General features: G+C 66.6%; 22 protein-coding genes. 9 read left to right on the top strand and 13 right to left on the bottom strand.

Annotated features, from left to right (window positions below):
* Window positions 1-168 precede the first annotated feature (168 nt).
* From B3446_RS23355 to B3446_RS23330, 6 genes are all read right to left on the bottom strand, one after another.
* Window positions 169-1,179, bottom strand: coding sequence for a transketolase family protein (locus B3446_RS23355; protein WP_291385750.1), 1,011 nt, complete (start codon window positions 1,177-1,179; stop codon window positions 169-171).
* On the bottom strand, window positions 1,176-2,039 hold the full coding sequence (locus B3446_RS23350; RefSeq protein ID WP_409558301.1) for a transketolase: 864 nt from the start codon (window positions 2,037-2,039) through the stop codon (window positions 1,176-1,178). The genes B3446_RS23355 and B3446_RS23350 overlap by 4 nt, the downstream gene beginning before the upstream one ends.
* A gap of 28 nt (window positions 2,040-2,067) precedes the next feature.
* Complete coding sequence (locus B3446_RS23345) at window positions 2,068-3,327, bottom strand: TRAP transporter large permease (protein WP_175124077.1); 1,260 nt, start codon at window positions 3,325-3,327, stop codon at window positions 2,068-2,070.
* A gap of 13 nt (window positions 3,328-3,340) precedes the next feature.
* Window positions 3,341-3,871 (bottom strand): TRAP transporter small permease, encoded by a 531-nt coding sequence (locus B3446_RS23340; protein ID WP_175138498.1) that lies wholly within the window; start codon window positions 3,869-3,871, stop codon window positions 3,341-3,343.
* A 74-nt stretch (window positions 3,872-3,945) separates the two neighbouring features.
* Window positions 3,946-4,935, bottom strand: a complete 990-nt coding sequence (locus tag B3446_RS23335; protein ID WP_175124079.1) for a TRAP transporter substrate-binding protein — start codon at window positions 4,933-4,935, stop codon at window positions 3,946-3,948.
* A 35-nt stretch (window positions 4,936-4,970) separates the two neighbouring features.
* Window positions 4,971-5,720 carry an SDR family NAD(P)-dependent oxidoreductase gene (locus tag B3446_RS23330; RefSeq protein WP_175138496.1) on the bottom strand — a complete coding sequence of 250 codons (750 nt, stop codon included), beginning with the start codon at window positions 5,718-5,720 and terminating at the stop codon, window positions 4,971-4,973.
* A 125-nt stretch (window positions 5,721-5,845) separates the two neighbouring features.
* Between B3446_RS23330 and B3446_RS23325 the strand changes: the two genes are divergently transcribed.
* Window positions 5,846-6,742, top strand: a complete 897-nt coding sequence (locus B3446_RS23325) for a LysR substrate-binding domain-containing protein (protein WP_218343404.1) — start codon at window positions 5,846-5,848, stop codon at window positions 6,740-6,742.
* Window positions 6,743-6,775: 33 nt separating this feature from the next.
* On the opposite strand, the gene B3446_RS23320 is transcribed toward B3446_RS23325, so the two are convergent.
* Entirely contained in the window at window positions 6,776-8,545 is a 1,770-nt protein-coding gene (locus tag B3446_RS23320; RefSeq protein ID WP_291385742.1) for an acyl-CoA dehydrogenase, read from the bottom strand.
* 35 nt (window positions 8,546-8,580) lie between these two features.
* Window positions 8,581-10,236: an acyl-CoA synthetase gene (locus B3446_RS23315; RefSeq protein ID WP_291385740.1), complete on the bottom strand. Its 1,656-nt coding sequence runs from the start codon at window positions 10,234-10,236 to the stop codon at window positions 8,581-8,583.
* Window positions 10,237-10,396: 160 nt separating this feature from the next.
* Between B3446_RS23315 and B3446_RS23310 the strand changes: the two genes are divergently transcribed.
* Entirely contained in the window at window positions 10,397-11,107 is a 711-nt protein-coding gene (locus B3446_RS23310) for a Crp/Fnr family transcriptional regulator (protein WP_291385737.1), read from the top strand.
* Window positions 11,108-11,141: 34 nt separating this feature from the next.
* Here the strand turns inward: B3446_RS23310 and B3446_RS23305 are convergent, their stop codons facing one another.
* Window positions 11,142-11,849, bottom strand: a complete 708-nt coding sequence (locus B3446_RS23305; protein WP_291385735.1) for an aspartate/glutamate racemase family protein — start codon at window positions 11,847-11,849, stop codon at window positions 11,142-11,144.
* A 256-nt stretch (window positions 11,850-12,105) separates the two neighbouring features.
* On the opposite strand from B3446_RS23305, the gene B3446_RS23300 reads away from it, so the two are divergent.
* Together B3446_RS23300 and B3446_RS23295 are read left to right on the top strand one after the other, a co-directional pair.
* Window positions 12,106-14,391, top strand: coding sequence for a nitric-oxide reductase large subunit (locus tag B3446_RS23300; RefSeq protein ID WP_291385752.1), 2,286 nt, complete (start codon window positions 12,106-12,108; stop codon window positions 14,389-14,391).
* Between the two features lie 111 nt (window positions 14,392-14,502).
* Window positions 14,503-15,342, top strand: a complete 840-nt coding sequence (locus tag B3446_RS23295) for an SUMF1/EgtB/PvdO family nonheme iron enzyme (RefSeq protein ID WP_291385733.1) — start codon at window positions 14,503-14,505, stop codon at window positions 15,340-15,342.
* On the opposite strand, the gene B3446_RS23290 is transcribed toward B3446_RS23295, so the two are convergent.
* The gene (locus tag B3446_RS23290; RefSeq protein ID WP_291385731.1) at window positions 15,339-16,088 is read right to left on the bottom strand and encodes a Crp/Fnr family transcriptional regulator; all 750 of its coding nucleotides are present in this window, start codon (window positions 16,086-16,088) and stop codon (window positions 15,339-15,341) included. The genes B3446_RS23295 and B3446_RS23290 overlap by 4 nt on opposite strands.
* 191 nt (window positions 16,089-16,279) lie before the next feature.
* On the opposite strand from B3446_RS23290, the gene nirK reads away from it, so the two are divergent.
* The gene (nirK, locus tag B3446_RS23285; protein WP_191576906.1) at window positions 16,280-17,362 is read left to right on the top strand and encodes a copper-containing nitrite reductase; all 1,083 of its coding nucleotides are present in this window, start codon (window positions 16,280-16,282) and stop codon (window positions 17,360-17,362) included.
* A 71-nt stretch (window positions 17,363-17,433) separates the two neighbouring features.
* The gene (locus B3446_RS23280; RefSeq protein ID WP_175124088.1) at window positions 17,434-17,760 is read left to right on the top strand and encodes a c-type cytochrome; all 327 of its coding nucleotides are present in this window, start codon (window positions 17,434-17,436) and stop codon (window positions 17,758-17,760) included.
* Between the two features lie 73 nt (window positions 17,761-17,833).
* Here B3446_RS23280 and B3446_RS23275 read toward each other — a convergent pair whose 3' ends face one another.
* On the bottom strand, window positions 17,834-18,457 hold the full coding sequence (locus B3446_RS23275) for a LysE family translocator (RefSeq protein ID WP_291385729.1): 624 nt from the start codon (window positions 18,455-18,457) through the stop codon (window positions 17,834-17,836).
* 126 nt (window positions 18,458-18,583) lie between these two features.
* Between B3446_RS23275 and gorA the strand changes: the two genes are divergently transcribed.
* A complete protein-coding gene (gene gorA, locus B3446_RS23270) occupies window positions 18,584-19,942 on the top strand; it encodes a glutathione-disulfide reductase (RefSeq protein WP_291385727.1) in 1,359 nt (452 codons plus the stop codon).
* A 56-nt stretch (window positions 19,943-19,998) separates the two neighbouring features.
* Here the strand turns inward: gorA and B3446_RS23265 are convergent, their stop codons facing one another.
* Window positions 19,999-20,820, bottom strand: coding sequence for a DUF72 domain-containing protein (locus B3446_RS23265; RefSeq protein ID WP_291385725.1), 822 nt, complete (start codon window positions 20,818-20,820; stop codon window positions 19,999-20,001).
* A gap of 153 nt (window positions 20,821-20,973) precedes the next feature.
* On the opposite strand from B3446_RS23265, the gene B3446_RS23260 reads away from it, so the two are divergent.
* Both B3446_RS23260 and B3446_RS23255 read left to right on the top strand, forming a co-directional pair.
* Window positions 20,974-21,606: a LysE family translocator gene (locus tag B3446_RS23260; RefSeq protein ID WP_056569853.1), complete on the top strand. Its 633-nt coding sequence runs from the start codon at window positions 20,974-20,976 to the stop codon at window positions 21,604-21,606.
* Window positions 21,606-21,902: a hypothetical protein gene (locus tag B3446_RS23255; RefSeq protein ID WP_191576901.1), complete on the top strand. Its 297-nt coding sequence runs from the start codon at window positions 21,606-21,608 to the stop codon at window positions 21,900-21,902. Before B3446_RS23260 ends, B3446_RS23255 begins: the two co-directional genes overlap by 1 nt.
* A gap of 7 nt (window positions 21,903-21,909) precedes the next feature.
* Here B3446_RS23255 and B3446_RS23250 read toward each other — a convergent pair.
* Window positions 21,910-23,014 (bottom strand): PLP-dependent aminotransferase family protein (locus B3446_RS23250; RefSeq protein ID WP_291385722.1); only part of this gene is annotated, 1,105 nt, incomplete at its 5' end.

Raw genomic sequence — 23,014 nt, 5'->3', positions numbered from 1 at the left:
ACCGCCGTGTACGCCCGCGCCGGCTGGTTGGGCGTGTGTGTGCTGGGCGCGGGCATCAGCGTGGCGGCGTTGGGGTTCTGGGCGGCGACGGTGCCGCGCGGGGTGCGCGCGGTGTGTCCCGCTGACGGACAGGCGCGCATCTAGCCGCGCGCGCCCGCCGTTTTCCAGTCACGCCAGCCAGCGCTTGATGCGGCCGGCCAGCGCTTCGCGGCTGATGCCGTAGCGGTCATGCAGGGTGGGCAGGGCGCCGGCATCCAGAAACGCGTCCGGCAGACCGGCCAGTTGGAACCCCGCCGGCTGCACGCGGTGCCGCAGCAATGCGCTGGCCACCGCTTCGCCCAGTCCGCCGATCACCGAATGGTTCTCGGCCACGACCACCAGCCGGTGCTTGTAGCGTACCGCCTCGACCAGGCTGGCCTCGTCCAGCGGCTTGATGGTCGGGCTGTGCATCACCGCCACGCCGATGTTGTCGCGCGCCAGGTCCTCGGCGGCTTCCAGCGCGCGCATCGTCATGATGCCGCTGGCAATGATGAGCACGTCGCTGCCTTCGCGCAGCATCTTTGCCTTGCCCAGCTCGAACCGGTAGCCCTCGATCTCGTCCAGCACCAGCGGCACCTGGCCGCGCAGCAGGCGCATGTACACCGGGCCCTGGTGTTCGGCGATCTGCGGCACGGCCTGTTCGATGTCCAGCGCATCGCACGGGTCGACGATGGTCAGGCCGGGAATGCCGCGCATCATCGCCAGGTCTTCGGTGGCCTGGTGGCTGGGGCCGTAGCCGGTCGTCAGCCCGGGCAGCGCGCAGCAGATCTTGACGTTGAGGTCTTCCTCGGCGATCACCTGATGGATGAAGTCGTAGGCGCGCCGCGTGCCAAACACCGCATAAGTCGTGGCGAACGGCACCAGGCCTTCCTTGGCCATACCGCCCGCCGCGCCCATCAGCAGCTGTTCGGCCATGCCCATCTGGTAAAAGCGCTCGGGATACGCCTGCGCAAACAGGTGCAGGTCGGTGTATTTGGCCAGGTCGGCCGTCAGGCCCACGACGTCCGGACGTGATTCCGCGTACGCGACCAGCGCCTTGCCGAAGGGCGCCGCGCGGACGCGCTGCCCCTCCGAGGCAATCGACGCGATCATCGCGGACGTGGTGAGGCGGGGCTTTTGCTGGGTGCTGGCGCGGCTCATGACCAGACTCCTTCGGTCGTGGGGGTGGGGCGGTTCTGGTCCAGGATGTCGAGCGCCTGTTGCCATTCCGGTGGGTCGACGCGGATGAAGTGGTTTTTCTCGCGTTGCTCAAGAAACGGGATGCCCTTGCCCATCCGGGTATCAAACAGGATGACGCGCGGCTTGGCGTCGGGCAGCGCGCGCGCGGTATCGAACGCCTGCACGACGGTGGGCAGGTCGTTGCCGTCCACGCGCTGCACGTGCCAGCCAAAGGCTGCCCACTTGTCAGCCAGCGGCTCGAATCCCATCACCTTGCCCGACGGGCCGTCCGCCTGCTGGTTGTTGATGTCGACCAGGCAGATGAGGTTGTCCAGTTCGTGATGCGCAGCGCCCATCGCCGCTTCCCAGGTCGAGCCCTCGTCCAGCTCGCCGTCCGACATGGAGTTGTAGACGAAGGCCGGATTGCGCTTGTGCTTGAGCCCCAGCGCGATGCCGACGCCGATGGACAGGCCCTGGCCCAGCGATCCGCCCGAAATTTCCATGCCCGGCGTGTAGGTCGCCATGCCGGACATGGGCAGGCGGCTGTCGTCGCTGCCATAGGTGTCGAGTTCGCTCTCCGGGATGACGCCGGCCTCGATCAGCGCCGCGTAGTGGGCAATGGCGTAGTGGCCATGCGACAGGAGAAAGCGGTCGCGGCCTTCCCATTGCGCGTCGCCGGGCTGCACGTTCATGGCGTGGCGGTAGGCGACGGCCAGCACGTCGGCCCAGCCGAGCGCCTGGCCGATGTAGCCCTGGCCCTGGACTTCGCCCATGCGGACCGCGTAGCGGCGGATGCGCCAGGCGGCGGACGCCAGGTCGCTCAAAGATTTGGACTGCTCCATTCGAAGCTCCCTATTCATGGTGTGGGGTTCATTTCAGGATGCTGGCGGGCACGTAGGACACCAGTCCCAGCACCGCAAAGGCGACTAGATAGAAGGGCGCCAGCTCGCGCACGGTCTGGCCGACCTTCACTTTGGCCAATGCACTGGTGATGAAAAGCGTGGTGCCGACGGGTGGCGTGTACAGGCCGATGGCCAGGTTCACGACCATCATCACCCCCAGCTGCGTCATGTCCATGCCGATGCTCTGCGCCAGCGGCACGAACACCGGCGCCAGCAGCAGCACGGCGGCGGGCAGGTCGATGAACATGCCCAGAAACAGCATCATCAGGTTCATCAGCAGGATGACCAGCCATTTGGCGTGGACGTTTTCCTGGACCCAATGCGCGATGCCCTGCGGCGTCTGGTCGAAGGTCAGCAGCCAGCCGATGGCCGACGACGCCATGATCACCAGCAGGACCACGCCCGTCGCCAGCCCCGCATGGACGATGGCGGCATTGAGCCGCGACCACGACAGATCGCGGTACATCACGGCCGACACCAGGCCCGCGTAGAACGTGGACAGGACCGCGACCTCGGTCGGCGTGGCAATGCCGAACCGCAGGAACACGATGATCAGCAGCGGCAGAACGACGGCGGGCAAGGCATACAGCAGGTGCCGGCGGAACGCCGCGCCGTTGAATGGCGACGTGTCGCGGGGAAAGTTGCGGCGGCGGCCCACCCACCAGCAGGCCAGCATGAAGCCGCCGCACAGCAGCAGGCCGGGCAGAATCCCCGCGACGAACAGCGACGCGATCGACGCATTGGCGGTAAGGGCAAACAGGATCAGCGGGATCGACGGCGGAATCAGGATGTCGATGGTGGCGGCGGCGGCCAGCGTGGCGGCCGAGAAGGCGGCCGGGTAGCCCAGCCGCTTATGCCACGGAATCATCAGCGAGCCGATGGCCGACGCATCCGCCACCGCCGAGCCCGACACGCCGCCGAACAGCGTGGACGACAGCACGCCGACCTGCGCGGGTCCGCCGTGATAGCGGCCGATCAGCGCGGACAGCACGCCCACCAGCGCTTCGCCGAGCTTGCCGCCCATCATCAGCGACCCGGTCAGCATGAAGAACGGAATGGCGATCAGGGGAAAACTCTGCACCTGCGAGACCATCTGCTGGACCACCACGTCCAGCGGCACGCGGTCCGTGCTGGCGACGGCCGCCATGGCGGCGACGAGCAAGGCGTGGGCGATGGGCATGGCCGCGACGGCGGCGCCCATGAAGACGATCAGAATCAATGCACTCATGGCTGTTCTCCCGTCACCAGTGCACGGCGGGCGCCTGCGGCTCGCCGTCGGGCTGCGCCGCAGCGTCGCGGCAATGCCAGCTCTGCCACGCCGACTGCCCCGCCAGCACGGCGAGCAGCAGCATGCCGCCCATCACGCACCCGTAGGTGAGCGAGCCGGGCATTTGCAGGATGGGGGATTTTTCGTCGTGGACGATCTCGATCATGTTGAACGTTGCCCAGGACAGCGTGGCGTACAGGACGGCGACCACGCTCCAGGCCACGGCCGCGACCACGCGGCGGGCATGAGCCGGCAAGGCGTCCATCAGGAACGTGGTGGCGATATGCGCGTTGTGCAGCGCGGCCAGCACAACCCCTGACATGACGAGCCAGGGAAAAAGCAGTTCAGGGATCTCGTTGGCCCATTCCAGGCTTGAACCGGTTGCGTATCGCAGTGCGGTGTTGACGACGAGGATCACGAAGATCACCGTGGTGGACAGCCACAGGATCACGCGGCATATGCCGTCGATGACCCTGCCGATCAGTCCGTGTCGATCGGTATTCATGTTGTCTCCTGCCTTGTGGCCGGTCCGCCGCCGTGCCGTCGCGAGGGACGGGACGGGGCGGCCGAAAGGACATATCAGTTGCCGCGCGCCGCGGCCAGAACCTTCTTCACGTACGGGCCGATGGGACCGGCCAGCCATTTTTCGTCGACCGGCGCGGTGGCCTTGGCGAAGGCGGCGGTGTCCGGCGTCGTGACCTGCACGCCCTTGGCTTTCAGATCCGCCAGCAGCCGCGTGTCGGCATCCCGGCTCAGCTTGCGCTGAAATGCCGACGCTTCGTCGGCGGCTTCACGCACGGCCTTGCGGTCGGCGTCGCTCAGCCGGTCCCAGGTGCGCTTGCTCATCAGGAAGGGCGTCATCTGGAACTGGTGATTGGTCATCGCCAGGTGCTTCTGCACTTCATACAGCTTGCTGGCCTCGAAGTTCACCAGCGGATTCTCCTGGCCGTCCACCACGCCCTGCTGCAACGCCACATACAGTTCCGCGAACTTGATCTGCTGCGCCTGCGCGCCCAGGGCGTTCATGATGTCGACCAGCGTCGCGTCGGGCGGCACCCGCATCTTCAGGCCCTTCATGTCCTCGACCTTGTTGATGGGATGCTTGCTGTTGGTCATCTGGCGGATGCCGTTGTCCCAGGTGCCCAGCAGGATCAGGTTCTTGGCGGCCGATTTGTCGGCCAGCTCCTTGCCCAGCGGCCCGTCCAGCAGCTTGAATGCCGCGCTGGCGTCCGGGAACAGGAATGGCATGCCGAAGGCGGCGTACTCCGGCACGGCGGCGGCGACGGCGCCCTGGGAGTTGGCGCTCATGTCCAGGGCGCCCGTGCGCAGCGCGGTCACCATGGCGGCGTCGTCGCCCAGCTGCGCGGACGGCGCGACCTGGACTTCGATGCGCCCGCCTGTCTTTGCCTTCAGCACCTCGGCAAACTTCACCGATGCGTCGTGGCGGGGATTACCGACGGCTGCGCCGTGGCCCAGCGTCAGCTTGAGGTTTTGCGCCTGCGCCGCCAGCGGCAGCAGGGTGGCGGCGGCCAGGACCAGGCCCGCCTGAAGCATTTTTCTGCTTTTCATGATGTCTCCTCCAATTTTTTGTGGGGTGCTGCGGATCAGTGAATCAACATGCCTCCGTTGACGTCCAGCGTGATGCCCGTGCAGTACGCCGACAGGTCGCTCGCCAGGAACACGCACGCGCCCGCCACGTCGTCCGCCCGGCCCAGGCGTGCCAGCGGGATGGTGCCTTCAATGTCGGCCTTGCGCTCGGCGGACAGCTTGCCTTGCGTGATGTCGGTTTCGATCAGCCCGGGCGTGATGCAGTTGATCCGGATGCCGTCGCCGCCGAACTCGCGCGCCATGGCCCGCGCCAGACCCAGCACGCCTGCCTTCGCGGCGGAGTAGTGCGGTCCGCCGAAGATGCCGCCGCCACGTTGGGCCGATACCGACGAGATGCAGACGATGGACCCCGAACGTTGCGCCTGCATGGCGGGCAGGGTGGCCTGCGACAGGTAGAGCGTGCCGCGCAGGCTCACGTCCAGGATGCGGTCGTAGTCCGCGCCGGTGATCTCCAGCGTCTTGACCGGCTGCGTAATGCCGGCGTTGTTCACCAGGATGTCGATCCTGCCGAACGTCTTGACGGCCTGTTCGATGGCCGCGATGCAGGCCGTCTTGTCGGTCACGTCCGCCACCAGCCCCAGATGACCGTCGCCCAGCCGGGCGGCGGCGCGGGCGGGCTCGGCGCGTTCCAGGTCCAGGATCACCACGCGCGCGCCGTGCGCAGCCATCTGGCGGGCGGTGGCAAATCCCAGTCCGTTGATTCCAGCGCCGCCGGAAATCACGGCCACCTTGTCCTTGAGCAACATCTGTCTTCCTCCTGTCCTTGTTATGGAATCGATGCGGACCATTCTGGAGGCCGTCTAGCATTAAGACAAACGATGTGTCATCAGTCTAAGATGACGAATCGTCATCTGAAGTCAGGGACAACCCCATGCCTGCGCTGCCGCCCATCGTCAACCTGCTGGCGTTCGAAGCCGTGGCGCGCCGCCGCAGCTTTGCCATCGCCGCTACCGAATTGCACCTGACTGCTTCGGCGGTCAGCCACCAGATTTCGCGGCTGGAATCGGACCTGGGCGTGCGCCTGTTCGAGCGCAGCGCGCACGGGGTGCGGTTGAGCAGCGCGGGCGAACAATATCTGGTGCGAATCGGCGGGGCGCTTGCGGCGATCTCATCGGCCACCGAAGACCTGCGCCAGGGCGTCAGCAACAGCCTGTATGTGCACTCCGCGCCCAGCATCGCCAGCTTGTGGCTGATGCCGCGGCTGCGGCGGTTTGCCGAGGCGCATCCGCACGTGGCGCTGAACCTGTCGGCCGCGCATTCGCACAGTGATTTCGCGCTGGGGCAGTCGGACATCGACATCCGCTACGGCGTACCGCATTGGGATGATGTGGTGGTGGAGCCGCTGTTCGAAGAACGGATACTGCCGCTGGCCAGCGCGGCGTTCATTCGCGAACACGGCATCAAGCGCATCGACCAGTTGCTGGACGTGCCGCTGATCCAGAGCAACGTCAGCGTCATTCAGTGGTCCGACTGGTTCGGGCGCTATTCGGAACGGCGTGCGCCGGATCACTTCACGATCCGCTTCGACCGCGCGCAGATGTCGCTGGACGCGGCGGCGCAGGGATTGGGCGTGGCGCTGGAAAGCGCCACCATTGCCGGCATGCATCTGGCGCAGGGCAGCCTGCAGCCGGTATTTGGAATGGCCAAGGCCATTGCGGTGAAGGCGCACTTTGCCGTCTACCCCGCGCGGCACGCCAAGCGTCCGTCCGTGGAGGCTTTTCTTGCCTGGATCCACGCCGAGGCGGCCGCGACGACGATCACCCGCTGAGCCCGGCCCGCGCGAGCAGGCCGGGGCAATGCGTCACGGCTGCACGTCGTACTCGGCCGTGCCCAGCACGACCGCCGCCATGCCCGGCGCCTGCGTCAGTTTGTGCAGCGCAAAGGCTTGCGCGGTGGCGATCTTGGCGTTGTGGAAGTCCGGGTCTTCAGCCTGCAGGTCCAGGCTGGCAAGCAGGGCGCGGGCCATCTGCCAGCCGGCGAACGTCGTGCCCGCCAGCAGCAGGTAAGGCACCGCGGCCCCAAAGACCGCATTGGGATTGCCGGCCGCGTTGGCAAGAATGAACTCGACCGCGCTGGCCAGCGCTTCGCGGGCCTCGCGCAGCGGCTTGAGCATGCGGCCGGCGGCCGGCTCGCTGCGGGCCTGAAGGTCGGCTTCGGTCTGGCGCACGGCGTCCAGCAGCGCGCGCGCCACGGCGCCGCCGTCGCGCAGCGTCTTGCGGCCGACGAGGTCGTTGGCCTGGATAGCGGTCGTGCCTTCATAGATGGTCAGGATGCGGGCGTCGCGGTAGAACTGCGCGGCGCCGGTCTCTTCGATGAAGCCCATGCCGCCATGGACCTGCACGCCCAGGCTCGCGACATCGATCGACATCTCGGTGCACCAGCCCTTGACGATCGGCACCAGGTATTCCTGGATCGCCAGGTGGCGCTTGCGCGCGTCGGCGTCGGGGCTGGCGTGGGCCAGGTCGGCATGACCGGCGGTCACATAGGCCAGCGCGCGTCCCGCTTCGGTCAGGGCGCGCATGGTGCCCAGCATGCGGCGCACGTCCGGATGCTGGATGATGGGCACGGCGTCGCGCGACGAGCCGTCTACCGGGCGGCTCTGCACGCGCTCGGCGGCATAGGCCAGCGCGTGCTGGTAGGCGCGGTCGGCGATGGCGATGCCCTGTACGCCCACCGCGTAGCGGGCGGCGTTCATCATGATGAACATGGCGTCCAGGCCACGGTTTTCCTGGCCGACCAGGTAACCCAGCGCGCCGCCGGCGTCGCCGAACTGCAGCGTGCAGGTGGGGCTGGCCTTGATGCCCAGCTTGTGTTCGATGGACACGCAGGTCACGTCGTTGCGCGCGCCCAGCGAGCCGTCTTCATTGACCAGGAACTTGGGCACCAAAAAGAGCGAAATGCCCTTCACGCCCTCGGGTGCGTCAGGCAGGCGGGCCAGGACCAGATGCAGGATGTTCTCGGCAAGGTCGTGCTCGCCATAGGTGATGAAGATCTTGGTGCCGGACAGGCGGTACGTGCCGTCGCCCACCGGTTGGGCGCGCGTGCGGACCATGGCAAGGTCCGAGCCGGCCTGCGGCTCGGTCAGGTTCATGGTGCCGGTCCATCGGCCGGAGATCATGGGGCCGATGAAGCGCTCGCGCAGCTCGGGCGAGCCAGCCGTCATCAGGGCTTCGATGGCGCCGTTGGTCAGCAGCGGGCACAGCGCGAACGACAGGTTCGCGGCGTTCAGCATTTCAGAGCAGGGCGAGCCGATCAGGCCGGGCAGCCCCTGGCCGCCGTATTCGGCGGGGTGGGACAGGCCCTGCCAACCGGCGTCTGCATATTGGCGGAAGGCCTGCTTGAAGCCGGGGGCGGTGGTCACCGCGCCGTCCTGCCAGGTGCTGGGCGCCTTGTCCGCCGGGTGGTTCAGCGGCGCCAGGACTTCGGCGGCGAAGTGGGCGGATTCTTCCAGCACGGCTTGCGCGGTGTCGGGCGTGGCCTCCTCGAAACCGGGCAGGGCGGCCACCTGCGGCAGACCGGCCAGATGGTTCAACACGAACAGCATGTCTTTCACGGGGGCTTGGTACGTCATGGCGTAGGCGCTCCTGGTTTTATGGGTTAAGCGGATCAGGCCGGCTTGCCGGGGTTGGCCACGTCGATCGCGGACGTGGCGCCGACCGCGGCGCGCAGCTCGAATTTCTGAATCTTGCCGGTGGAGGTCTTGGGCAGGTCACCGAAGCGTACCGCGCGCGGCACCTTGAAGCCGGACAACAGCAGCTTGCAGTGCGCGATGATCTCTTCGGCGGTGGCGGTGCAGCCGGGCTTGAGCTCGACGAAGGCGCAGGGCGTCTCGCCCCATTTGGGATCGGGCATGGCCACCACGGCCACGGCCGCCACGGCGGGATGCCGGTACAGCGCGTCCTCGACCTCGATGCTGGAGATGTTTTCGCCGCCCGAAATGATGATGTCCTTGCTGCGGTCCTTGATGCGGACATAGCCGTCGGCCGTCATCACGCCCAGGTCGCCGGTATGGAACCAGCCGCCGGCAAAGGCGTCCTCGGTCGCGCGCGCGTTCTTCAAATAACCCTTCATGCAGATGTTGCCGCGGAACATGACCTCGCCGATGGTTTCCTCATCGCGCGGCACTTCGGCCATCGTTTCCGGGTTGCGCACCGACACGCCGGCCTGCAGGTGATAGCGCACGCCCTGGCGCGCAGTCAGCAGGGCGCGGCGCTCGGGGTCCAGCGCGTCCCAGGCGTCTTGATAAGCGCAGACGGCGGCCGGTCCGTAGACTTCGGTCAGGCCATACACGTGGGTCAGCTCAAAGCCGATCTCCCGCATCTTGTCGATGACGGCTGGCGCGGGCGCGGCGCCCGCCACCATGGTGCGCACGGTGTGCGTGATGCCTGCACGCAGTTCGGCCGGCGCGTTGGCCAGCGCGCTCTGCACGATGGGCGCGCCGCAGTAGTGGGTGACGCCTTCGTCGCGGATCAGGTCGAACACCGTCTTGGGATCGAACTTGCGCAGGCAAACGTTCACGCCCGCGCGCGCCGCGATGGTCCAGGCGAAGCACCAGCCGTTGCAATGAAAGAGCGGCAGCGTCCACAGGTAGACGGGATGCTTGGGCATGTCCCATTCGAGGATGTTGCTGACCGCGTTCAGGTAGGCGCCGCGGTAGTGATAGACCACGCCCTTCGGGTCGCCCGTGGTGCCGGACGTGTAGTTCAGCGCGATGGCGTCCCATTCGTCGGCGGGCGGCTTCCAGTCGTAGGTGGCGGGCGCGGCGGCCAGGAAATCTTCGTAGTCGGCGGCGCCCGGCAACGTGGCGCCGGCGCCTTCCAGGTCGTGCACCGAGACGATCTTCAGGTGCGGGAATTCGGCGCGGGCGCGCTGCGCGACCTCGGCGTATTCGGTGTCGATGATGAGCGCGCGGGCCTCGCCGTGGCCCAGCATGAACAGCACGCTGGGCGCGTCCAGCCGCGTGTTCAATGTGTTCAGCACGGCGCCCAGCATGGGCACGCCGAAGTGCGCTTCCACCATGGCGGGGATGTTGGGCAGCATGACGGCAACCGTGTCGCCGCGCTGGATGCCGGCCTGCGCCAGCGCGCCGGCCAGGCGCTGGGCACGCTCATAGGTCTGCGCCCACGTGCGACGGATCTTGCCGTGGACGACGGCCAGCTTGTGACCATAGACCTGCGCCGCGCGGGCGATGAAATCCACCGGGGTCAGGGCTTCGTAATTGGCTTCGCGGCGCGCGAGGCCGTGATCGAACATGCCGGTCATGCTTGTCTCCAGTGGGGCAGGGTGGCCCCTTATCCAGGTCTGCGGGGTTTGATCCCCGTCGCTTGCCCTAGCTTAAGGCCGGCCGGAAAATGGCGTCTGTCGCCTGCATGACAGACCCCCGGCCGGCGGCGCAATCCCCAAGTTTTACACGGTTCTTCCCATGTCCGATGTTTCAAACACAGTTTCCTCCGACGAACTGCCAGCCCTGTTCCGCGCCTGCCCGTGGTTCGGTGCGCTGGATTCGCGGCACCAGGACCTGGTGCTGGCGACCTCGCGCGCGGAACACTTCGCAAGCGGGGCGTGGATTGCGCGGCGCAATGCGCCGTCGGACTACTGGCTGGGGGTGAGCCGCGGGCTGCTCAAGCTGGCGATCTACAACGAGTCCGGCCGCAGTTGCACGTTTTCCGGCGTGCCGCCGGGCGGCTGGTTCGGAGAGGGCAGCGTCATCAAGCGCGAGCTGCGCAAATACGATGTGGTCGCCATCCAGCCGTCGCTGGTGATGCTGGTGCCCGCCGCAACCTTCCATGCGCTGCTGTCAGCGAGCCTGCCGTTTTCGCACTTTGTCATCGGCCAGTTGAATGACCGCATGGGCGAGTTCATCGCGTCCATCCAGAACCACCGTTTGCTCGATGCCGACGCGCGCGTGGCGCAATCGCTGGCGCAGCTCTTCAATCCGCAGCTGTATCCCTCCACCGACCTGACCCTGGCGATTTCGCAGGAAGAACTGGGGTATCTGACCGGTCTGTCGCGCCAGCGGGTCAACCAGGCGCTGCAGACACTGGCCGACCAGGGGATGCTGGCGCTGGCGTACAACCAGATCAAGGTGCTGGACCTGGGCCGGTTGCGGCAGTACGGGCTGGATCAGCTCTGAAGGGAATCCGGGCGCCGTGCCGCCCCGCGCAACGTCAAAGGCGGGGGGCCAGCGCACGATCCAGCGCCGCGCGCGCCAGCAGGCGGGTCGAATCCAGCGTGGGCAGGGCGCAATTGTCGTCGTTCAGCACCAGCGGCAGTTCTGTGCAGCCCAGCACGACCGCGTCGCAGCCGTCGTCTTTCAGGCGTTCGACGATGCCTTGCAACTGCGCCACCGCCGCGGGCTTGATCACACCGTAGACCAGCTCGTCCATGATGATGCGGCCTAGCAGCAGGCGGTCGTCCTGCGGCGGCCGCGCGTAGTCCAGGCCACGTGCCGCCAGGACCCCGGGGTAGACGTCGCTGTCCACCAGCCAGTGCGTGCCCAGGATGCCGATCCGCCGGTAACCGCGCGCCGCCGCCACGGCGGCGACCTCCTGCGCGATGTGCAACCACGGCCGCGGCGAGTCCGCCACGACGCGGTCCATCGCCTGGTGGATGGTGTTGTCCGGGCAGATCAGGAAATCCGCGCCGGCGCGGGTCAGCTTGGCTGCCGACGACAACATCAGGGCGGCAACGCCGTCCAGGTCGCGGGCGTCCAGGCAGGCGACGTAATCCGCCAGCGAATGGGTATGCAGCGAAATCTCGGGATGGGCGTGCGGGCCCATGCGCTGCGCGCCTTCGGCGCACAAGCTGCGGTAGCAGAGCGCGGCGCCCTCGGCGGAGCAGGCGACGATGCCGATGTGCAGCGGCGTGGCATTCATCCAGTCGATTCCTTCTTCAGGGTCCGGGTAGCCGGACGGCAGGGAACAGGTCGGGCGTGATCGATTGTAGGGGTGGCGGCCGCTAGGGTATTGCAGGGTCAAATTCACCTCGTGGCGGTGATTTATACCCGTCCAGCCAACAGTAAAAAACACCACGCCGAATCCAAGCTGTTGATTCAGCGTGGTTTTTTTCTGGCACGGATTTCGCATGAGGACACGTACCCAACCAACCGCAACACAGGAGGGCGTTCCCATCATGGGTCCGTATCGGAAATTATGGTTCACGTTGATCGCCGTGGTGGCGATCACATTTGCGCTGCTCGGCTTCTACGGCGGCGAGGTCTACCGCCAGGCGCCGCCCATTCCCGGGCAGGTGGTGACGTCCGATGGCCGCGCGCTGTTTGGCCGCGAAGACATCTTGGACGGGCAGACCGCCTGGCAATCCGTCGGCGGCATGCAGCTCGGCTCGATCTGGGGCCACGGCGCGTACCAGGCGCCTGACTGGACGGCCGACTGGCTGCATCGCGAACTGACCGCCTGGCTGGACCTGGCCGCGCGCGACGAGCACGGCCAAGCCTACGCCCAACTGCCCGCGCCGCAGCAGGCCGCGCTGCGCGAAGCGCTCAAGGCCGAATACCGCGCCAATCGCAGCGACGCAGCCACCGACACGCTGACCCTCACGCCGCGCCGCGCGAAGGCCATCGAACAGACGGCGGCCTACTACGATCAGCTGTTCTCCGACGCGCCCGCCCTGCAAGGCAGCCGCGAGAGCTTCGCCATGAAGGAAAACACGCTGCCCGACGCCAAGCGCCGCACGCAGCTGACGCATTTCTTCTTCTGGACGGCCTGGGCCGCAGCCACCGAACGCGAAGGCATGCCGGTCACCTACACCAACAATTGGCCGCACGAACCGCTGATCGGCAACCAGCCCAGCGCCGAAAACGTCATGTGGTCCATCATCAGCGTGGTTGTGCTGCTGGCGGGCATCGGCTTCCTGGTCTGGGCCTGGGCCTTCATGCGTGGCCAGGAAGAAGAAGAGCCGCAAGCGCCCGCGCGCGATCCGCTCACCGCCTTCGCCCTGACGCCCTCGCAGCGCGCCCTGGGCAAATACCTGTTCCTGGTCGTGGCGCTGTTTGGCTTCCAGGTGCTGCTGGGCGGTTTCACTGCGCACTACACCGTTGAAGGACAGAAGTTCTATGGCATCGACGTCTCGCAGTGGTTCCCGTATTCGCTGGTGCGCACCTGGCATATCCAGAGCGCCCTGTTCTGGATCGCAACGGGCTTTCTGGCCGCCGGCCTGTTCCTGGCCCCGCTGATCAACGGCGGACGCGATCCCAAGTTCCAGAAGGTCGGCGTCGACATCCTGTTCTGGGCGCTGGTGCTGGTCGTGGTCGGCTCGTTCGCCGGCAATTACCTGGCCATTGCGCAGATCATGCCGCCCGAGCTGAATTTCTGGCTGGGTCACCAAGGCTATGAATACGTCGACCTGGGCCGTCTGTGGCAGATCGGCAAGTTTGCCGGCATCTGCTTCTGGCTGGTGCTGATGCTGCGCGGCATCGTGCCCGCGCTGCGCACGCCGGGTGGCGACAAGAACCTGCTGGCGCTGCTGACGGCCTCCGTCGGCGCCATTGGTCTCTTCTACGGCGCCGGCTTCTTCTACGGCGAACGCACCCACCTGACCATCATGGAGTACTGGCGCTGGTGGATCGTCCACCTGTGGGTCGAAGGCTTCTTCGAAGTGTTCGCCACCACGGCGCTGGCCTTCATTTTCTCGACCCTGGGTCTGGTGTCGCGCCGCATGGCCACCACCGCCAGCCTGGCCTCGGCCTCGCTCTTCATGCTGGGCGGCATTCCCGGCACGTTCCACCACCTGTATTTCGCGGGCACGACCACGCCCGTGATGGCCGTCGGCGCCAGCTTCTCGGCGCTGGAAGTCGTGCCGCTGATCGTGCTGGGCTACGAAGCCTGGGAAAACTGGCGCCTGAAGACCCGCGCCGCGTGGATGGACAACCTGAAGTGGCCGCTGATGTGCTTTGTGGCCGTGGCCTTCTGGAACATGCTGGGCGCTGGCGTCTTCGGCTTCATGATCAACCCGCCGATCTCGCTGTATTACATCCAGGGCCTGAACACCACGCCGGTGCACGCGCACGCCGCGCTGTTCGGGGTGTACGGCTTCCTGGCGCTGGGCTTCACGCTGCTGGTGCTGCGCTACATCCGTCCGCAGTATGCGTTGAACCCGGGCCTCATGAAGCTGGCGTTCTGGGGCATGAACATCGGACTTGTGCTGATGATCTTCACCAGCCTGTTGCCGGTGGGCCTGATCCAGTTCCACGCCAGCGTCAGCGAAGGCATGTGGTACGCCCGCAGCGAAGCCTTCATGCAGCAGGACCTGCTCAAGACCCTGCGCTGGGGCCGCACGTTCGGCGACGTGGTGTTCCTGCTGGGCGCGCTGGCGATGGTCATGCAGGTGATCCTGGGCCTGCTCAGCAGCAAGCCCGCGCTGGTCGAACCGCGGCTCACCCCCAAGGCCGCGCGCGGCTGATCCCGGCGCCTTCGCGACTTTGCGCCAGCGCAACGTTGCGAAGGCGGCCTCCCGGTCCAATGGAAGCCAAGCCTGCGCCGGTTCGGCGCGGGCGCTTCGGAGAAACTCCGCATGCGCTTCCTTCCGATCGCCGCCGCCCTTTCAATGTTGTTGACCGCTTGCGGGCCCGCAGACCGGGCCCGCTTTGCATTGCCGGAACTGACGCGGCTGCCGCCCGGTGAAGTCACCCATCAGCCGCCCGGTGATGCCCTGCGTAACGGTTATCCCGTCACGCCCGCGCCAATCACCACGCGGCATTCGCGCGGCGTCGCCATCATGACGCGGCAAGTCAGCCAGGCGGAATACGCGGCGTGCGTGGCCGCCGGCGCCTGCAAACCGCTGGACGCGGAACACCGCAAGGACAATTCTCCGGATCTGCCCGCCACGGGCATCAGCTGGTCGGACGCCTCGGCTTACGCGGCGTGGTTGTCCGGGTCGACGGGTCAGCGCTATCGCTTGCCGCGCTACGCGGAATGGATCTATGCGGCGGGCGAGGCGTATCGCGAAGAAACGCCGCCCGCGGCCTTGCAGGACAACAACCAGGATCCCAGCGACCCCGCGCAGCGCTGGCTGGCCGAATACGAACAGGAAAGCCGCCGCAGCGGGCAGGGCGCCGAAACCGCGGTGCGGCCGTTCGGTCAGTACGGCGCCAACGCGGCGGGCGTCAAGGACATGGCGGGCAGCGTGTGGGATTGGACTTCGGACTGTCACTCACGCCGCGTGCTGGACGCGGGAACGGGGGCGGAGTCGCCGGAAGACGCCGACCTCAGCCGCAACTGCGGCATCCGCGTCGCGGCGGGGCGGCACATCGCGTATCTGCCGGATTTCATCCGCGACCCCAAGAGCGGCGCCTGTTCAGTCGGCGTGCCGCCCGCCAACCTGGGGGTGCGGCTGGTGCTCGAAGAGGGCTAGGCCGGCGAGCCGCTGCGGCACGACAGGCACGACGCGCAGTCCATGGCGGGCTGCGCGTTTTCGGACAACCGGGTCAGCGCCGCGGGCGACCGCAGGACGATACGCTTGCGGCCGCTGCTGACGATGCCGCGCTGTTTCCAGTCGCTGAGCAGGCGGCTGACCGTATGCAGCGTGGTGCCGGTCATCTCGGCCACGTCCTGGCGCGTGATGGGAAAGCTGATGCCGATGCCGTCGTGCGTGGGCTGTCCGGATTGCTGGACCAGTCTCAGGATGGCGCGCGCGACGCGTTGCTCGACTTCGTCGGTGGACAATTCCTGGATGCGGATGTGCGCGTCCTGCAGGCGTTGTCCCATCGTCTGCAGCGCGATCGCCCCCAACTGCGGGTGGCTGGCCATGAAGCCTTCCCAGGCTTCTGCCGGCCACGCCAGGCAGACGCTTTCCTGCACGGCCAGCACGCTGGCCGGATAACAGGACTGCCGCATCGCGCAAGCCAAGCCAAACATATCGCCCGGATTGACATATCTCACGACAACTTGGTCGCCTTCCGATGTAATTTGTGTGACCTTGAGGCAGCCGTGCAGCAGCACGAAGAAATGGGCGCCTTCCGCACCTTGGCGGTAGGCGGCTTCGCCGGCTTCAAGACGGCATGGAACGGCGTCTTTCAGTGCGGCATCAAGCTGCGTATCGGACAACGGCCTGAACAGGTCCAGGTTGCGCAGCAGGGCATGGCATAAGGGCGATGGCATGGCGGTCCGCTTATGGGCGTGGTGAAATTTTCCACGCGTCGATGGTGACACCTGGGGGTCACCCTGACAACGTGTGGGCGCTTGCAGGGTTATCCCGAATTTGCGCTACAGCAAAGAACGCGATCGCTCGCGGTTCTTCAATGGAGGTGCCGACAGACTCGGCTTTGAAGAAACCGAAAGAGGAGTAGCACATGAACGCGTTGCGCCCCACCTTGCTTGCCGCCGCCCTGATGTTCACGATGGCAGGCGGTCTGGCTTCCGCCCAGAATGCGGACACGCTGCCGCGCGCCAAGGTCACGCTGGTTGCCCCGCCGATGGTCCATCCGCATGAGCAGGTGGCCAAGTCGGGACCCAAGGTCGTTGAATTCACCATGACCATCGAAGAAAAGAAAATGGTCATCGACGGTAAGGGCACCACGCTGCAGGCCATGACTTTCAACGGATCCATGCCCGGCCCCACGATGGTCGTGCACGAGGGCGACTACGTGGAGCTGACCCTGGTCAATCCCAAGACCAACGCCATGCCGCACAACGTCGACTTCCACGCCGCGACGGGCGCGTTGGGCGGCGCCAAGCTCACCAACGTGAACCCCGGCGAACAGGCCACGCTGCGCTTCAAGGCCGACCGCGCCGGCACGTTCGTCTATCACTGTGCTCCTGAAGGCATGGTGCCGTGGCACGTGGTGGCCGGCATGAGCGGCACGATCATGGTGCTGCCGCGCGATGGCCTGAAGGATCCGCAGGGCAAGTCGCTGAAGTACGACCGCGTCTACACGATCGGCGAGTTCGACCTCTACATCCCCAAGGACGCCAACGGCAAGTACAAGGACTACGCGACCCTCGCCGAAAGCTACGGCGACACGGTGGAAGTCATGCGCAAGCTGACCCCGTCGCACATCGTCTTCAACGGCAAGGTCGGCGCACTGACGGGCGACAACGCCCTCACCGCCAAGGTCGGCGAAACCGTGCTGCTCATCCATTCGCAAGCCAACCGCGACACGCGCCCGCACCTGATCGGCGGCCACGGCGACTGGGTCTGGGAAACCGGCAAGTTCAACAACCCGCCCGAAAAGGACCTGGAAACCTGGTTCATTCGCGGCGGTTCCGCCGGGGCGGCGCTGTACACGTTCAAGCAACCCGGCGTGTACGCCTACCTGAACCACAACCTGATCGAAGCCTTTGAACTGGGCGCGGCCGGGCACATCAAGGTCGAGGGCAAGTGGAACGACGATCTGATGAAGCAGATCAAGGCGCCGGGTCCCATCCCGCAGTAATGGCCGGCCGGCAAGGCGCGCGCGGCGTGTCTTGCCGGGTTGTTCCCCTTCTAAAGCCTGGAATCTCCGCCATGCCCAAATTTGCTCGACTCTTTTTTGCCCTTGCGCTGACGGGCCTGCCCGTCCAGCATGCCGCGGCTGACACCGTTGCCGCCGTCAATCCCGCCGGCGAAAAACTCTACAAGTCCGCCTGTGTCGTCTGCCATGCCAGCGGCGTGGCCAATGCCCCCAAGCTGGGCGACAAGCAGGCCTGGACGCCTTTCCTGGCGCAGGGTACGGACGCGCTGATGCTTACCGTGCTGAAAGGCAAGGGCGCCATGCCGCCGCGCGGCGGCTCGGCCGCTGACGACGCCACGCTGCGTGCCGCGGTGGAATACATGATGGCCGCGGCAAAGTAACGCGCAACCTGGCGCGGCGCGGATTGAAACGCGCGGGATGCCGGCCGCGCGTTTCGCCGTGCTTTTCGTCACGCTAAGCGCGGCGGGCCAGCAAGGCCCACACCCCGGCCGCCGACAGCAGCGCGCCGCCACCCAGGTTGAAGCCGCGCTGCGCGCGCGGCGACGCCAGCATGCGCCGGGCCGAGCCGGCAAAGATCGCATAGGCCGCGGCATTGATGCCGGCGCAGGCGACAAACGTCGCCGACAACACCCACAACTGCTGCGTCACGTCTCGTGCCGGATCGATGAACTGCGGGAGGAAGGCCACGAAGAAGATCATGCCCTTCGGGTTCAGCGCGGTCACCAGGTATGTGTTGGCAAACAGCTTCCAACGCGAACCCGGCGCCGTTGCAACGGGCAGCGTGGCGGGCGACACGCCGGCGCGCAGCAGCCGGTAGCCCAGATAAAGCAGGTACAGGCCGCCAACGGTCTTGACCACCGTGAACCAGAACGCGGATGCGGCGAGCAGCGCGCCCAGGCCCAGCAGCGACAGCACCAGGGCGGTGGAATCGCCCAGCGCCACGGCCAGCACCAGCGGCAGCCGGGCGCGCTTGCCGTGCGTAAGCGAATAGCTGATAACGGTAAGAATGGTGGGGCCGGGCAGCATGACGAGCAGGGCGGAAGCGCCCAGGAAGGCCAGCCAGGTTTCGAACGACATGGAAGGAACTCCGTATGAAGGGCCCGCGCGCGGGGCCGGCTGCGGCCAATGTATTCCAACCGTGGTGTTAAATACAGCTTTCCCGGACAGTGAACGCCGGCCGGCAGGCCGCGCGAAGGAAACCCCATGGCATTTGACTTTGACCTGTTTGTGATCGGTGCGGGCTCGGGCGGCGTACGCGCGGCCCGATTTTCCGCCAGTTTCGGTGCGCGCGTGGCGGTGGCGGAAAGCCGCTACCTGGGAGGCACGTGTGTGAACGTGGGCTGCGTGCCCAAGAAACTGCTGGTCTACGGCGCGCACTACAGCGAAGACTTCGAGCAGGCGCACGGTTTTGGCTGGAGCGCGGACGCGCCCAAATTCGACTGGCCCACGCTGATCGCCAACAAGAACCGCGAGATCGAGCGCCTGAACGGCATCTACCGCAACCTGCTGGTCAACAGCGGCGTGACGCTGCTGGAAGGCCACGCGCGCATCGTCGATCCGCACAAGGTCGAAATCAACGGCAAGACCTATAGCGCCGAACACATTCTGGTGGCAACGGGCGGCTGGCCGCAGGTGCCCGACATTCCCGGCAAGGAACTCGCCATCACCTCCAACGAGGCTTTCTTCCTGAAGGAGCTGCCGCGCCGCGTGCTGGTCGTGGGCGGCGGTTACATCGCCGTCGAGTTCGCGTCCATCTTCAACGGCATGGGCGCACAGACCGTCCAGTCGTATCGCGGCCCGCTCTTCCTGCGCGGCTTTGACTTGGGCGTGCGCGAACACCTGCGCGACGAACTGGTCAAGAAGGGCATCGACCTGCGCATGAACACCGAGGTCGCGCGCATCGACAAGCGCGCCGATGGATCGCTGGCCGCCACCTGCAAGGACGGTTCCGTCATCGAGACCGACTGCGTGTTCTACGCCACGGGCCGCCGTCCGATGCTGGACAACCTGGGGCTGGAAAACACCGGCGTGAAGCTGCGCAAAGACGGCTTCATCGAGGTCGATGACGAATACCGCACCGCGGAGCCGTCCATCCTGGCCATCGGCGACGTGATCGGCCGCGTGCCGCTGACGCCCGTGGCGCTGGCCGAAGGCATGGCGGTGGCGCGGCGCCTGTTCCGCCCGCACGAATACCGCAAGGTCGACTACAAGCTGATCCCCACTGCGGTGTTCAGCCTGCCGAACATCGGCACGGTGGGCCTGACCACCGAAGAGGCGCGCGAAGCCGGCTACGAGGTGCAGCTTTTCGAAAGCCGCTTCCGCCCCATGAAGCTGACGCTGACCGAATCGCAGGAGCGCACGCTGATGAAGGTGATCGTCGACGCGCAGACCGATCGCGTGCTGGGCGTGCACATGGTGGGTCCGGAGGCGGGCGAGATCGTGCAGGGACTGGCCGTGGCGCTGAAGGCGGGGGCGACCAAGGCGGTGTTCGACGACACCATCGGCATCCATCCCACGGCAGCCGAAGAGTTTGTGACGATGCGCACGCCCGTCGCGGAATAAGGCTGTCAACCGGCGGGGCCGCAAGCGCCAAATGGCGCGAGCGGCGTGCGCCGGCGCTACAGGCGTTGAATCATCGCGCGCGCCGCTGCCGGCGCGCGTTCTTTTGCGCCATTGATGAAGTACGCGAAGACGTCTTGCGATTTTTTCCCGGAGGCCGCTTTGCCGATAAGCGGCAGGTCGTCCGGGTCCGCGCCGCGTGACCAGATGCGGAATCGCTCCGCCCAGGCGTCCAGCGCCTTGGGCGCGTAACCGGCCTTGTAGGCCGTGCTGGCGCGCATCAGCCGCGCGTAGACAAAGTCCGCGGTCCGATCGGCGATGGCGGGAAACTCGTCGCTATCGGTGTACACGGTCGCCGCGCGATGGCGGCGCGCAAGGGCCACGTATTCCTCGCAGGCAAAGCTGGGATGGCGCACGTCCAGCGCGTGCCGCAACGGCAAACCGTCCACCTTGTCCGGCAGCAATTCCAGGAAGGCGCCAAAATCCTCAGGGTCGAACTGCTTGGTCGGCGCGAACTGCCACACGATGGGCCCCAGCTTCGGTCCCAGTTCGGCGATGCCGCTGTTTACGAATTTGGCAATCGAGTCCTTGGCGCCGGCCAGTTCGCGCCGGTTGGTCGAATACCGCGATGCCTTCAGCGAAAAGACGAAGTCGTCGGGCGTTTCATCGCGCCACTTGGCGAAGGTGTCGGGTTTCTGGGTGCCGTAGTAGGTGCCGTTGATCTCGATGGCCGTGACCTGCCGGCTGGCGTATTCCAGTTCGCGCGCATGGGGCAGGTCGTCGGGGTAGAAGACGCCGCGCCACGGTTCGAAGGTCCAGCCGCCGATGCCGACGCGGATCGCGGCGGGGCTGTCTGCCGGGGACGGATGACGTTTCGGCATGGGCTGCGCTCCACAGGAAGGGGTCGAGCGGTCCACTGTATCGCCGGCGCGACGAGCCGCCAACCCCGCCCGAAAATTCCGCTGTTCCGATACAGTTTTCGGCTAAGGTGTGCAGTCACGACCCGACTTCTGACCGGCGCGCGCCGGCACTCCATGCCTGACCTGACACATCTGCTGACTTTCGCCCTGGTAGCGCTGGGCATGGTGCTCACGCCCGGGCCCAACATGATCTATCTGGTGTCGCGCTCCATCTCGCAAGGGCCGCAGGCCGGCCTGATTTCGCTGGGCGGGGTGGCGGTGGGATTCATCTTCTACGTGGCCTGTGCGGCGTTCGGCATCACCGCCTTACTGATGGCTGTGCCCTATGCCTACGACGCGTTGCGCATTGGCGGGGCGCTCTATCTGCTGTACATGGCGTGGCAGGCAATCCGTCCGGGCGGCCGCTCGCCGTTCCAGGTGCATGACCTGCCCAAGAGCAGTCCGCGGCAATTGTTCACGATGGGTCTGCTTACCAATCTGCTCAATCCCAAGATCGCCGTCATGTACGTGTCGCTGCTGCCGCAATTCATCCAGCCTGACCACGGTAGCGTCTTCACCCAGTCGCTGGCGCTTGGCATGACGCAGGTCGTCATCAGCCTGTCGGTGAACGCGCTGATCGCCATCATGGCCGGCTCCATTGCCGGGTTCCTGGCGGGCCGCCCACTGTGGATGGTGGTGCAGCGCTGGCTGATGGGCACCGTGCTGGCCGGCCTGGCCGTGCGCATGCTTGTGGATACGCGCCGCTGATGCCGGCCGACGACGGATTTTTCGCGACGCTGGGCGGCATGCTTGGCGAGGGCCTGCGCGCCATCGTTGCAGGGATCAAATGGCTGCTCGGCGGGCTGGGCGGCGCGCTGGCCGATTTCTATGGCGGGCTGGCCGGCGCGATGGGCATGAGCCCGTCGATTTTCAATCTGGTGTTGCTGGCGCTGGGCCTGATGTTCCTGTGGGGCGCGATCAAGGCGCTGCTGCGGCGCTCGATTCTGGGCTTCCTGTTCTGGCTGTTCATGACGTTGCTGGTGCTGGGCGGGCTGGTGGACTAACCCAGTCCTAAGCCGCTTTCGCTATGGCCACCGCCACGTCCCGCAGCCGGCGCACCAGCGCCGGAAACCGCTCCGCACCCGTGTTGCCGTAGCCGATCACCAGGCCGTTGTCCTCGGCACGCGGCGTCAGCGCAAACGACGACAGCGCGCCCGGATTCATGCCCAGCTTGCGCGCCTCGGTCACGATCGCCGTGTCGGCATAGGCCGGCGGCAGCCGCACGGTCAGGTGCAGGCCGCAGTGCCCGCCCAGGACCTCGTGCTCGATCCCCAGATGCAAGGCCAGCGCCTCGCGCAGCGCCGCCTGGCGTTCGCGGTACAGGCGCCGCATGCGGCCCAGATGACGCGAGAACTGGCCGTTTTCGATAAAGGCGGCCATGGCGAGCTGTTCCAGCCGGTGACCGCCGCGCTGCATTTCGATGATGGATGGCATGGCCTCGCGCGCGATGGCGTCGGGCAACACCAGAAAGCCCAGGCGCAGGGCTGGGAACATCGTCTTGCTGAACGTGCCGACATACAGCACCGGCGCGTCCGGCAGCAGCCCCTGCATGGCGGCGATCGGTTCGCCCTGGTGGCGGAACTCGCTGTCGTAGTCGTCTTCGATGATCCACGCGCCGGCGCGTCGCGCGCGTTCCAGCAGATCGAGCCGGCGGGTCAGCGACAGCACCGCACCGGTCGGGTATTGGTGCGACGGCGTCGTCTGGATCAAACGAGGCGGCTGGCGGGACCAGGCGCTTTCCGGGATGACGATGCCGTCGGCGTCGACGCGCATGGCCACCACATTCAGGTCGCCGGCATGGAAGGCGGACTTGGCGCCGCGGTAGCCGGGGTCTTCCAGCCAGGCGGTGTCCCCAGGATTGGTCAGCAGTTGCACACACAGCGCCAGCCCGCCCTGTGCGCCTTCGGTGATGACGATGCGCGAGGCGTCGCAATGCACGCCGCGCGACACGCGCAGGTATTGGGCAATGGCCTCGCGCAGCGCGGGCTCGCCCGCCGGATGGCCGTAGCCCAGCGCGGCGGCCGGCGCCGCCTGCAGCGCGCGGTCCTGCGCGCGGCGCCACGCGTTGACGGGGAATTGTGTCAGCGCGGGCGTGCCGGGCGTCATCGGCAGCGTA

This window comes from Achromobacter sp. UBA5777 (assembly GCF_002418565.1).
Lineage (GTDB): Bacteria > Pseudomonadota > Gammaproteobacteria > Burkholderiales > Burkholderiaceae_B > Achromobacter > Achromobacter animicus.
The sequence above is the reverse complement of the archived record's forward strand: the minus strand, read 5'-3'. Positions and strand labels throughout refer to the sequence as shown.